Origin of the sequence: uncultured Polaribacter sp., assembly GCF_947497695.1 — a bacterium.
In the GTDB taxonomy this organism is placed as follows: Bacteria; Bacteroidota; Bacteroidia; order Flavobacteriales; family Flavobacteriaceae; genus Polaribacter.
Genome location: NZ_CANMHM010000018.1, coordinates 25,054 through 38,934, shown reverse-complemented (window position 1 = coordinate 38,934; position 13,881 = coordinate 25,054). Strand labels below are relative to the sequence as shown.

At 29.4% G+C, this 13,881-nt stretch carries 6 protein-coding genes; all 6 read right to left on the bottom strand.

Going from position 1 to position 13,881, the window contains the following annotated elements; genetic code table 11:
- Positions 1-219: 219 nt before the first annotated feature.
- Positions 220-1,647, bottom strand: a complete 1,428-nt coding sequence (locus tag Q0731_RS12445) for a sulfatase-like hydrolase/transferase (protein ID WP_299064584.1) — start codon at positions 1,645-1,647, stop codon at positions 220-222.
- Between the two features lie 78 nt (positions 1,648-1,725).
- A complete protein-coding gene (locus Q0731_RS12440; protein WP_299064583.1) occupies positions 1,726-3,894 on the bottom strand; it encodes a family 16 glycosylhydrolase in 2,169 nt (722 codons plus the stop codon).
- Between the two features lie 43 nt (positions 3,895-3,937).
- The gene (locus tag Q0731_RS12435) at positions 3,938-7,147 is read right to left on the bottom strand and encodes a glycoside hydrolase family 2 TIM barrel-domain containing protein (protein ID WP_299064582.1); all 3,210 of its coding nucleotides are present in this window, start codon (positions 7,145-7,147) and stop codon (positions 3,938-3,940) included.
- 229 nt (positions 7,148-7,376) lie between these two features.
- On the bottom strand, positions 7,377-10,178 hold the full coding sequence (locus Q0731_RS12430) for a sugar-binding domain-containing protein (protein WP_299064580.1): 2,802 nt from the start codon (positions 10,176-10,178) through the stop codon (positions 7,377-7,379).
- A 25-nt stretch (positions 10,179-10,203) separates the two neighbouring features.
- Positions 10,204-11,979, bottom strand: a complete 1,776-nt coding sequence (locus Q0731_RS12425) for a glycoside hydrolase (RefSeq protein ID WP_299064578.1) — start codon at positions 11,977-11,979, stop codon at positions 10,204-10,206.
- 27 nt (positions 11,980-12,006) lie between these two features.
- Complete coding sequence (locus Q0731_RS12420; RefSeq protein ID WP_299064576.1) at positions 12,007-13,881, bottom strand: sulfatase; 1,875 nt, start codon at positions 13,879-13,881, stop codon at positions 12,007-12,009.

Sequence of the window (13,881 nt, the reverse complement as noted above, 5' to 3'; positions counted from 1 at the left end):
TTTCGGGGTTTGATTTTATCTAAAATACAACTTATTTAATTGATAAACAAGTGTTTATTTACTTCTGAAAGTGCCTATCTAAAATACAACTTATTTAATTGATAAACAAGTGTTTATTTACTTCTGAAAGTGCCTAACTAAAAATCTAATCAATTATGCGTTATTGAAACTAACACACTATTAGAAAGTAACTAAAATAATAGTTTAAAACCTAAGAAATTATTTTTTAGAATCTATTTTCTTAAAAGCAGGACTCCAAATATCTTTATAATCTGCTTCTTTATTTTGCATTAATCTTTTATGAATGTGCCTAGTAACACTTTCCCAACTTTTTCCCTCACCCCATAATGGTTTCATTAAAGAATGCTCCCATTTATTATAAGTAATTTGTATGTTTTCTGAGACAGAGTTTTCTAAATATATTATATTTTTTGTTTCTCTTAAATCTTCTTTTAAATTATACAAAACTGAGCCTTGTTTTTCTAAAGTTATCAATTTATAGTCTCCTATCCTAGCTGCTGAAATGTCTAACTTTTTCCAAAATAAGTTTTTATGAGGATTGCCATGTTTTTTATCCATTAAGTAAGGAATTAAATTTACACCATCTAACTCTAAATTATCTTTATAAATATTAGCTGCAGCTATTGAGGTTGCAAAAATATCTAAGGATGAAGTTAGTCCACTAAATACTTTATTATTATTCAATTTATTAGGCCAACTCATAATAAAAGGAACACGATGTCCACCTTCAAATTTATTACCTTTCCAACCTTTTAATACTCCTGTTTTTGATTGATTATTATGCGCTCCACCATTATCACTTAAAAAGTAAATTAAAGTATTATCTCTAATGCCTAAAGATTCTAATTTATTTATTAATTTACCTATATTTTCATCTAAAGACCATGTCATAGCCGCCAACTCTTTTCTTGGATGATTTTTAAACTTTTCTAAATGTTCTTTTTTTGCATGCATTGGGGTATGAACAGCATTGTAGGCTAAATACATAAAAAATGGTTTATCTTTAGAGGCTTCAATATATTTTACTGACTGATTGCCTAACACATCTGTCATATACCCATCAAAAACAACACGTTCTCCATTATTTTGTAACATTTGGTTTTTAGAAGGGTTTTGGATTGGAAAATAAGATCTACTCCCATTAATAAACCCATAAAAATTATCGAAACCTCTTTGGTTAGGATGATCAGAAACATCTTCTCCTAAGTGCCATTTTCCTATAGCATAGGTGTTGTAATCATTTTCTTTAAACACATCTGCTATTGTTGTAATATCATCACTTAAACCAATACCTCCTGTTCCATTTGCTTCGAAACCAAAACGTTGTTGATATATACCTGTTATTAAACCCGCTCTAGAAGGTGCACAAACCGTTGCACTAACATGAGCATCTGTAAAAACAACACCGCTTTTTGCTAATTTATCAATATTTGGAGTTTGTAAATCTTCACTTCCCATAAAACCAAAATCTACATAACCTGCATCGTCTATTAAAATTACAATAATATTAGGTTTGTTATTTTTTGTAGAATTAGTAGTCTTAAACTTGGCATTATCTGAATTTAATTTACAACTTATCAATAAAAAAAATACAATTATAAATGTTAGGCTGTTTTTTAAATTCATATTATGGGATTCAATTATTTCACTTTAAAATATAACTATCTTTAACAGTTGATGAATAAAAGAGGTAGAATTCCTCTGTTAATTTAAAATTATTTTTTTCCAAAACACAGTGTTTTCTGAATTGAATTTTAGAATATAAATTCCTTTAACTAATCCAGTAGGTAAAATAATTGATGATGTTTCTTGTTTTAAAATATTTGTTAATATTTTTTTACCTCTTACATCAAATATTTGAAGGTTTAGATTATTTGAAAAATTGTTAATTTTAACTGTTATCTTACCATTTGTTGGATTAGGGTAGATAGTCAATTTATTTTCTAAGTTAAAATTATTTAAGTTTAAAGCATTCCCATTACAAGCATCACCAATCCCATCATTATCAGTATCTTTTTGATCCGTATTTGATGTGTTTTTACAATTATCTACTAAATCTACAATAGTATCATTATCATCATCTATATCATAATTATTAGGTACTCCATCTTTATCTTTGTCTGAAAGATTTTGTGAAATAGCAATTTTATCAAATATTGGTGTATTTCCAGAGCCGTTATATAATGTTATTGTGTTTACACCTGCATTTAATCTTACAGTAAATTCTTTTTTAGATGTTTGCCCACCATCATTACACCAATTACCAGATGTATTAAAAACACCATTAAACAAAAGATCTCCATTTACTGTTATTCTAGCATTTCTATTGTCTGCAGACATATAATCTATATTTAAAACATAATCACCTGCCTCAGGAACATTTACATTATTAAACCTTAAAGTCTTATTTGGTATTGGATTTAAGTTTATATATTGACCCCCAGAAGCATTATTACAATTTTGTAATGCATTTGCACCAGTATACTGTCCATTTTCTGCTTCACTACTCCAGACAACTTCAGAATCTATATTTTCTAAACCTAAAAAAGAAATGTCAAAATTAGAATTGTAATTAACTTCGAGTGCATCAAAAATTGCAGAAAAACCAATCGAATTATCATTTTTACCAACAGCAGTAAATTTCATATTATAATTACCAGCTTCTAAATATATAGCACCAAAGTTAAGTGTTTTTTGTTCTGTTGATTCTCCGTAAAAATCTAAAACTTGCTCAAATTTATGCCAAACACCTTCAGTAATTTCTATAGCTGCTTGATATTGTCCAAAAGCACTAAAAGAAAAAGTAGATAAATCATATTTATAATAACCATCTGCAGGGTGACAAATATTATTTAATATAATTTCATCTCCAATTTCATCTGCTTGTAATCTTAAAAATTTTCCTTCTGAAGCTTGAGAATTATTAGACACACTAACTGAACCATTTTCGGTTGAAAACTCTGCTAATTCTAATTCTTTTTTAGGATTTATACAAGAATAGTCTTCTAATTCCCAAACTCTAACATAATCTACATAAGCATGTGTTAATGTACCAATTGGTTCTCTTGTAAAATTATCTCCAGAAAAACCAAAACTTGCTCCATCTGAAAGCCAAATATATTGTGGTACTTGAGGAATCCATTTTGGATCTGAATAAGTAACCTTTAACTCACCATCATAATATATTTTTAATGCATCTGGTGTCCATAACAAACCAAAAGTGTGATATCCCTGATGAAGGCCTGGTGTTTCATATCTTACTGTATTGGATTGATGATCATCCCCATATCCATCAATATGTATTACCGATTTTGTGTAATCTCCTGTCCACGCAGATTCGAAAACATCAACTTCTGCTCCATCTCTACCTGTGCCATCTATATTAAACATATTATCACCCTGAAACCAAAATGCTGTGTGTGTACCTTTATCTGCTTGAGCAATTTTAATTCTAGTTTCGTAGTATCCAAATGCTTTTTCAAATCTATTATTAGAATTTACAGAACCACAAGTCATTGTAGTTGCATTGAATTTCTGAACCCTTAAAACAAGATTCCCATCAACTTCCCATGTGTTTTGAGGTCTCCAAAACCATTGGGTAATTCCTAAACCTGGCCTTGGATTTCTAGATTTAGCACTATTTAAAACCCACCATTTAGAACCATCTATTTCAGTATCATTAAATTCGTCGCTAAAAGTCATTTTCCAGTCTCCATATAAATCGATTCCATCTGGCTTTGTTGAAACAGGTGTTTCTACATCAACCATTCCTTGAGAAAAAAGGATGTTTATAGAAAGTAAACTTATCACCAAAAACAGAAAACATATTTTTTTTGTGGATATCATTTGATTTAAAAAAGTATTTGAATTCATAATAATTAAATTTTGGTAATATGATTTGATTTCTAAAAAAATCTTAATTTTTAACAGGAATTATACTGTAAGAATAACTCATGTTTTCTGCTTTTATTTGATATTTTTTAAGGGGTCTAGCCCACCAACTTGTATCTCCCCCAACACCCATTTGTTTATTATCTATATTGATGTTTACAAAATTTCTTTTTTTAATATCTGTTGTGTGCCTTTGTTGTTTTTCTTTACCAGCATCAAAATCTGAATTGTACTGATGATGTGCACTAAAATTGATGGCTTTTGGTCCTAAAACTTTAATTCCGTTTCCAGAGGTATTTGTAAAAGTTACCCAACGAACATCTGTTTTATACCCATTTTCTTGTGGACGTATGTATGAAAAATATAAATCTTCTACACTCGCTTTATACATCTCTATAAATGCTGCAGAATTTCTATCTTGATAATTTTCTTGAGGACCTCTTCCATACCAATTAACTTGATTGTAACTATTATTAATAATAAAATTATTACCAAATCGAGGAATATTTGGCAAGTCTTTTTGAACATCTTTTAGAGAATTAGTAATGGTGATCTGACCTGAAGCATCTATCTTATAGTCTATTTGAATTTTAGCTACATCGTTTGGCAATTGATAAATAGCTTTTAAATAGGCAGATTTTCTATTTATTTTTTTAGATGCTCCTATATTTGATATCTCTAAAAATTTTTCTCCATCTTTAAATGAAAGTGAAATTAATTGTTGATTTTCTGTTGCAGCTCTCCAGTCACCAAAATGTTTTGGCATTTTAAAACCAAAATCATTATCTGTTGTGGCTCTCCAAAAATTAGGTTGCATTCCTTGTACTAAAATATTACCATTACCATAATTTAAAGCTTCTAATTTACCAGAAGTTGTATTAAAAGTAGCTTCGAAATTAGTTGATTTTAATATTAAATTCGTATCTTTTTTTGATACTGATATTGGGTCTTTTGTGTTTCGTAAGAATATGGGTATATAACTTCCTGCTATAAATTCTTCTTTGGCAACGGTGAACCCTTTATCAACTAAAGGAGATTTAGTATTTGTTTGTGCATACAATTGCAATGCAAATTCTCCACTATGCAGATCTACTTTTGGTAACTTTAATCTAATTGTTTTTGTCTCACCTGGAGCTATATCAATACTATTTACAGTTCCATTTTTTATTTCGTTTCCGTTTTTAAAGAGTTTCCAAGTGTAATTAAACTCATTTAAATTTCTAAAGAAAAACTCATTATAAATATTCACTTTACCTGTTTTAAAATCAACATTTTTAAAATGTATATTTTGATATACTTTCTTTAGCTCTTCTAAAGCAGGATGTGCAGTTCTATCAGGATTTACAACACCGTTTAAACAAAAATTACCATCATTTTTAATATTTTCTGCTCCAAAATCGCCTCCATAACCCCAATATTTCTCTCCATTTTCTGATGTTCCCACCAAACCTTGATCTACCCAATCCCAAATAAAACCACCTTGTAAAACATCATATTTTCTAAATGCATTCCAATAATCTTTAAAATTACCTAAACTATTACCCATTGCATGAGAATACTCACATTGTATTAATGGTCTTTTGGGATTATTCTTAGCATACTTAACCATATCATGAATTAGCATATACATTGGTGCTTGTATATCTGTGTTTTGATAACCTGTAGCACCTTCATACTGAGTTGGTCTTGTTACATCATGATCTTTTAGCCATTTATAAGTAGCGTAAAAATTATCTCCATTTCCTGCTTCATTACCCAAAGACCAAGTTACAATTGATGGATGATTTTTATCTCTTTGAAACATTCTAACAGTTCTATCTAAATGCATTGCTTTCCATTGAGGTAAATATGCTGGATGTACACTTTTTTTCTTTTCATCATTATCTAAACCTTGGTTGGTAGTTCCCATTCCATGGCTTTCTATATTTGCTTCATCAATTACATAAAAACCATATTGATCACACAAATCATAAAAAAAAGGATTTTTTGGATAATGGCTACAACGTATAGCATTTACGTTGTTTTCTTTCATTATTTTTAAATCTTTTATCGTCAATTCTTTACTTACAACATGTCCTTCAGATTCATCATGATCATGTAAATTTACCCCTTTAATTAAAACCGGTTTTCCATTAATTAAAAATTGATTATTTTCTATTTTAATATTCCTAAAACCAACTTTTAAGGCTGTTGATTGTAAAATATTGTTATTGGTATCTTTTAAAGTTATTAATGTATTGTACAAATTTGGAGTTTCTGCAGTCCAATGTTTTACGTTTGGTATTGTTTCACTAAAACCTATTCCTGATGAGCCTTCTGATGCTATATTAAACTTTTTTGAATATTTTTTAACTACTTTATCTCCATCAAAAATTACAATTTGAACCTCTGCAGACTCCTCTTTTTTAGAAAAATTATTAAATTCAATATCTAAATTGAATAACCCTTGGGTATAATCTGACAACAAATCTCCATTTAATCTAATATCTTTAATATGGAATTTGTTTTCTGCTCTTAAATACACGTCTCTTTCAATACCACTCAATCTCCAAAAATCTTGATCTTCCATATAACTGGCATCAGACCAACGTAAAACTTGTACAGCAATTTGATTCTCTCCAGTTTTTACAAATTTTGTAATATTAAATTCTGCAGCTGTTTTACTACCTTCATTATAACCTACTTTTTCTCCATTTACATAAACATACATAGCACCACTTACGCCCGCAAAATGCAAAAAGATTTCTTTATGAGCCCAATCTTTAGAAATATTGATGCTTCTTTTATAACTACCTACGTTGTTAATATTGTGCTTTATAAAAGGTGGGTTTTTAGGAAAAACATAACCTGCATTCACATAAATAGGAAGTCCAAATCCTTTCATTTCCCAATTTGATGGAACTTCAATTTGACTCCAACCTTTTAAGCTAAAATCGTTTTTATAAAAATTAACAGGTCTTGCTTGAACGCTGTCAGCATAATAAAAGTTCCAACTTCCGTTTAAAGATTTATAATTAGCAGAATTTTCCCAACTAGAATTGCTTAAAGCATCTTTCTGATTGGTGTAATTATAAAAAGTTGCTCTTGGTTCTTCTCTGTTTATCTGAAAAATTTCTGGGTTTTCCCATTCAGGATTCTCCCATTTTTCAGCTGTATAAATTGGTTTTTTGTTATTACTTTCTTTGCAAGAAACAACCAACAGCATTAAAAGTAATATTTGGAATTTTTTTTTCATTATATTTTAAATCAACTTTGTTATGGTTGTAAAAGTTTTAAATATCATTTTAAATAAAAATATTTTTTAGAACACTTTATATTAAAATAAAAATAAAAAATTAAAGCCTTAGAAACATAGGCTTAAATCTTTAATACATAGATAATAAAACACTAAATTTAAAACATATGTATAATGAGTATGAACATTTCTTTTTAAAACTTTATTCTAAGTTTTTAAAAAAAGTATCTTAATACCCAATATCCATTTTTAAAAAATCAAATTTTTCATCACTTCCACCTTCTTTTTTAAGCACATTTAAATCTTTAAACTCAATACTTTTAGAAGGTGTAAAAGCGTCACTTTGCATATAGTTTAATAAACTGTGTCGTAATTGTCTTGCAGTTGGTCTTTCTTTAAGATTAGATGTTAAATCTATTGCAGAAAACACCAACTTGCCTTTACCAACATTTGCTTCAAATAGATTTGCCAAATGATGATTTGTAACAAAATTATCGATAACACGTACAATTGGTGTAACTTCTAACGAGTCTATAATAACAGATTTAGATTTGATACATAAATCCCACCATTGCCAATCTGTATGTGTATCTGTAGGAAAACTATTAAAAGCAGAATTTTTATCATCTACCATTAAACCCATTGTTGCAGGTTGGTTTGGAAAATGTACTGGACTCCAAAAAACGGGTACAAATCTACCTTCTGTTCCTTTTAAAGCTTTGTAATTTGGGTTTAACAACACGTTTTTACCTTGTTTTAAGGCAACTTCTGCAGCTTTAAATGAAGAGGTAATTAATATGTCTTCTGCCGTTGTTTTTACTTCTTTTGGATACACCCAAACATTCCAATTATTGGTATATTTTGTTCCTTTTAAACTAACGATTACATGTAACTTTTCAGCTTTTGTAACGTTTATTGGATAGTCTATATTCCCTAAATTTATATTGTTACCAATTGATAAATTTATATTTGTTAATGAACCTTCATTAACAACTTCTCCTGATGAATTTGTAATTGACCAATCTATAGTTTGGTTTGTTTTTTCTTCAAAAAAGTTAGCAATTTCAACAATTGCTTTAAAATTCTCTCCTGATTCATACACTGCTTTTTCAAAACGAATTAATGGGACTAACTCACTATTAAATTGACTAAATTCTTCTGCAGAAATTACTCCCTTAGATTCCCAAAAAGCGTTTAATAAACCAACCAATGCAGTTCCTTGACCAGGGAAATCTTGTAGTTGTAATAGTTGAAAACCATCAAAACTTGGTGTTTTTAATGCTCTCTCTATTTCTTCTTTGTATAATAACGCTGCTAATTTACCAGAGTTATAGGTAAAATCTGGTGCTAAATCTATCAAACCTTTGTTTTCTAGTTCTATTTTAATCGCTTTAAAATTTAAAGGATCTAAAACACCTGTATATTTTTTAATCTCACTCATATCTGGATATACAGAATACTGACCAATCTCATGAGTTACTAAAGGTATTTTTATATGTGCTGCACCAGAAGTAAAATCTGCATTAAAATGTGGCGGCTTTGCATTAAAAACGCCTTGTCCACGAATCCATCCTTTTTTGGTCCATTGTGCTATAAAAAACTCATCTTCTTGTTCTGGTCTTGTACCTGTTGGTCTTTGAAATGAAAATGCTGTAGTTGCATATAAGTGTCTGTTATCTTGTGGTTTTAATTCTGCTACCATATCATTTAAAACACTAATATCTCCCTGCAATTCGTTACCCAAAGCCATAAAAATAAATGAAGGATGGTTTCCATAATCTGTTAACATTCTTTGTGCTTCTTGTCTTAAAAACGCTGTTGTATTTGCGTCTTCACCAACCTTTAAACTCCAATGTGGCAATTCTACTTGATAATAAAAACCTGCTTCATCTGCTGCTTCAAATGCTGCTTTTGGTGGACACCAAGAATGAAAACGTAAATGATTTAATCCATACGCTTTTGCTTGGGTAATTAATTTAGCCCAATCTTCTTTTTTAGTAGGTGGATATCCTGTTAAAGGAAAAATAACACATTCTAAATTACCTCTTAAAAAGATTCGCTTGTCATTTAAAGTTAAATCTCCATTATTATTTCCAACAAATTTATAACCAAACCTTTCTGTAATTTCTCCTGTTTTTGTTGCTATTGTAACATCATACAAATTTGGATGGAACTCATCCCAAAGTTCAAGGTTTTTTGGTCTTTCTATTTCAAGATTTACCAAATTGTTTTCACCTTTTACAATCGTAACATCTTCATTAAAAACCTCTTTCCCTTCTTTTGACTTAATAATACACGCTACTTTGACTGCTGTAAAATTTGGTTGTTTAAAAGTAATTTTTATTTTATCTGATTCATGAATTGGATATATTTGTAAGTCTTTTGGACTATTTTTAGGTGTCGATTTTAAAAGAATATCTCCCAAAATACCATTCCATTTTATTTGTGTATGATTGGTATAAGCATGTGCCATATCTTGATTTACCTTGTCAGGATATCTTGTTCCTGCAACATTTATAAAAGGAAACTTATTACCATTATCAATAATAATAGTGATTAAATTTTTACCTACTTTAAGTGCGTTTGTTAAATCAAAATCGTGCGTAGCAACCAAGCTATTATTTTTTCCAATTAATTTTCCATTAACAAAAACAGTAGATTCCCAAATAATTCTTTCTAAACTTAATGTAATATTTTCTTTAGCCCAAGAACTTGGAATTTCTATTTCTTTTTGATACCAAGCTTTACCAATATATTGGTGTTTTCTGGTTAAGTTAGATAATACATAATTATTCATAGCTGGTTTTAAAGTACTAGCTATTCCTATTTTTGCATCGTCTAACGTTCCTGGTAAATTTATATTTTGTCCTTTAAATGCAGAAGAAGCCCAGTTTTCATTAGCTCCAATATCTGTAGAGTCTAACTTTACTTGCCAATTTCCTGCTAAAGAAATTTTATCTACTTTTTTTGTGCAATTAGAAAAAACAACAAGTATTGTAAAAATGGTAAAAATTGAACGTATTGATTTCATAAATGGTATTTTATATTGTTCTTATTTATTTGATGACTAGTTTTCCTGATGTTAACGTGTTTCTATTTTCTTTTAACTTATAAAAATAAATTCCGTTATCTAGATTTTCTCTGTTGATTATAACCTGTTTATTATTAATATTTTTATACTCCTTAACCTTCATCCCTAAAGTATTATAAATTACTAAATTTCCATCAACTAACTTTCGTGGAAAACTAAAAGTACTTTCTATAGAAAATGGTATTGGATACATTTTAAAATCTTCTTTACGAAATGCTGAAGTAGATAAAGGGTTAGAAATATCTACAACAAAAGTGCTTACAGAATAAGCTGGTGCGTTATATCTTATAGATTTTCCTGTTAATTGCCCTTTAAGATTAATATTAGGAATTGTATTTTCTACTGTATTTTCTCCATTATTAGATAAACCCGATGTTCTAAAAGCTTTGTAACTATTAACAAAAGAAAAGTTACTCAAATCTATAGTATATTCTTTCAATTGTTCTGAACTATTTACAATTACCAATACTGCTTCGCTATTATCTGGACTGATAGCTGAAATAGTATTGTGGTCGTTAGATTGTATAATTTTATAACCAACTTTTATAAAATTTGTTACATTTTTACGACAATAAAATCCTCTAGTTTTATTTAATACAGGTTCTTGAAACTGTATGTTTTCATCCCAATTGGTTTGATGTAGCATCCCCCAACCATCGTCTCTAGACATTAGCTGCCAATCGCACCAAACCGTAGCTTTTAAATTTCTTAAATCTTCTACCAATCTGTAGGCAATATCATAATGTCTAGCAAAAAAACTTCTGCCATCTCTTACCCAACCTAAAGGACCTGTTTCTGTTTGCCAAACAGGTTTGTTTCCGTTTGTTTTAGCATAATTGGCTAAAGCAGCCTTTTCTTGCCAAGATCCTCCATAACTATGTGTTGTTATTTTTGCAAGGCTATTGTACTGAAAAGGATTATTGTTATTCATTGTTCTCATATTCGTAAGTGACCAAGGTACTTTTGAGTTGTCTGAACCTGACATTTTTATCTGTGGAATATCAAGAGCAATAAGACGTTGATTAAGCCTAAATAATATTTCTGCCTGAGTTTGAGGATATATTGCAGAACCTTCTTGATTTCCTCCTTTTCTCCAAAAACCAGAAGTTGGTTCGTTAAAAGGCACTATATAACTAATATTCCACGAAGGATAAGCTGTACTTAATTCTTTAGATACTGACGCTAAATAATCTGCAAAATCATCTCTAAACTCTGGTTTTAAGTTTTCATCAGTAGCTTCAACATTTCCTGCAGAACATTCTCCATGTGTCATCCACCATGGTGGCGAATAAGAAATCATTTCTGTAATAATATCTCCTTTTGGTGCTCTTAACTCGGCAATCTTATTCATTACACTTATTTGACGAAAATCTTTCGTGATATCTGCTGTTCCCCAACCTTGATTATCATTTTGGGGACTTCTATAATTTGGTATTAAAGCACCATCTTTTCTAAAATGATCTCCTTCTGTACAATTTGGGTTTTCACCTCCAGAAATATTAAATCTAAAAACATTAAAATTCAAATCGTTTACAGCATAACCTGCAATTTCATCTATGGCATCTTGAGAAAAACCACCAACCAAATTAGCCCACCAAGCTAAAGACACACCCCAACCTTCTATAGTTTGATGTTCTATTTCTGGATCTATTGTAATATTAGTTTGTGCTTTTACATTTTTAAAGCACATAAAAAATAATAGTATATATAGTAACTTAAAGTTGTATTTTATTGATTTCATATCTGTCCTTCTTAAATTTTATTGATTTTACTGATTTTCTAAAATTTTTAAAAAATCATCACAAGCTGCTTTTACTTTATATGGATAACTAGCTATTTCTTTTGCTTCTTTAATGGTTGCTACAAAAGGCGTTTTAACATCTATATACAATAGATAATTTATAGTCATTAGTGCCAAATCAATATTTTTACTTTTGGCAAATCCATTTAAAATAGTTGCCGATTTTTTATCATTAAAGCAATTATATAGAATGGCTGCTGCTGTTATTTTTATAGGCGGATAAGCATCTTCTAATACTTTAATTAAATCACTTCTATGTTTTTTAATTATTTCATCATTCTGACTCATTAAGCCAATAATTGCCCAGTATCTAATAAATTTATTATCGTTATCTAATTCTTTCAGTTGTATTTTTATCGTTTTAGAGTCTGTTTTTCCTGATAACAAAGCCATATTAAAAATAGCCTTAAAAGGATAATTTTCTTTGCTTTGCCTATAGCCATAAGCTGTTGTGGTTTTAGATAATAAACCGATTTCATATTCTGGTGCAAAATGAATGTCTTTTGCTTTTAAAACCTCTTCACAAAGTTGTTTTCTCATTTTTACCAACACTTTTTTATATGCAGGTTCATCTACTAAATTTTTTGTTTCCCAAAGGTCATTTTCAATATCATATAAAACTTCTATTGCTCTTGGATTAAAAACAGATTTTTGCAATTCGTTTAATTGATTATTTTTAAAATCTAAACGCATTTGTTGGGTAATTTCTCCGATTTCTAAATAATTTATATATCGCAATTGTGGCATAAAAGGCATAAAATTTCTAGAATACACAAACCTGCCATCTGTAATTGTTCTTACCAAATCTGGTCCATTATCTGCTCTATCTGTTGAAAGTAACAAATATTTTTTTTCTTTACTTCTATTTTCTCCAATTAAAGTGCTGCCTTTTAAATAAGATGGTTTTTCTACATTTGCCAATGCTAAAATAGTTGGTGCTAAATCTTCAAAACTTACCAATTGAGAACTTATGCTACCTGCTTTTCCCCAAGGAGATAGATGTTTATACTTTTCTGGAAATTTTATAATAAATGGCACTCTATAACCATAATTAATTCCGTTTGTTTTACCTCTAGGCATTCCTTCTCCATGATCTGCATAAAAGAAAATAATGGTATTTTCTGCTAAGCCATCATCTTCTAATTTCTTTAGTAATTTACCAATCCTATTATCTGTTAATTTAATAGAATTGTATACTCTAGCAAATTGCTTTCTCATTTCAGGAGAATCTTTGTAAAAAGGAGGTATTTCAAAAGCATTGTCTGCAATTCTATCTTTTTCAGATAAATAATCCCAAACATATTTTTTATACCAATCAAAAGGCATAGACATAGTTCTAGATTGATGCGATGCTGCATAATTAAAAACCGAGAAAAAAGGTTGATTTTCTTTTTTACCAGACCAACTTGCTGTGTTAGAACTTTCGTGCCAAGCTTCCTTTATAAAAGCCTTTTCATTAGCAATGTTATAGTCCGTTTTTACATTATTAGAGGTATAATATCCTTCTTGTTTCAAGAAAAACGGAAATCCTTTGATAAATTTAGGAATCGAATAATTACTTCTATGATTTCCTGTACCCATTTTATAGGTTGGAATTCCTGTAATGATTGCAGACCTACTTGGTGAACAAACCGTTCCTGTAGAAAATGCATTTGTAAAACGGATTCCTTCTTTTGCTAATTTATCAATATTTGGTGTACTTGCATTTTTATTACCATAACAACCAATAAATTGGGGCGAAGTATCTTCAATTGTAATCCATAGAATATTAGGCTTTTCTTGGGCAGAAAAACTATTAACTATCAACAATAGTAAAATAATAAGTATTCTATTTTTTTTCAA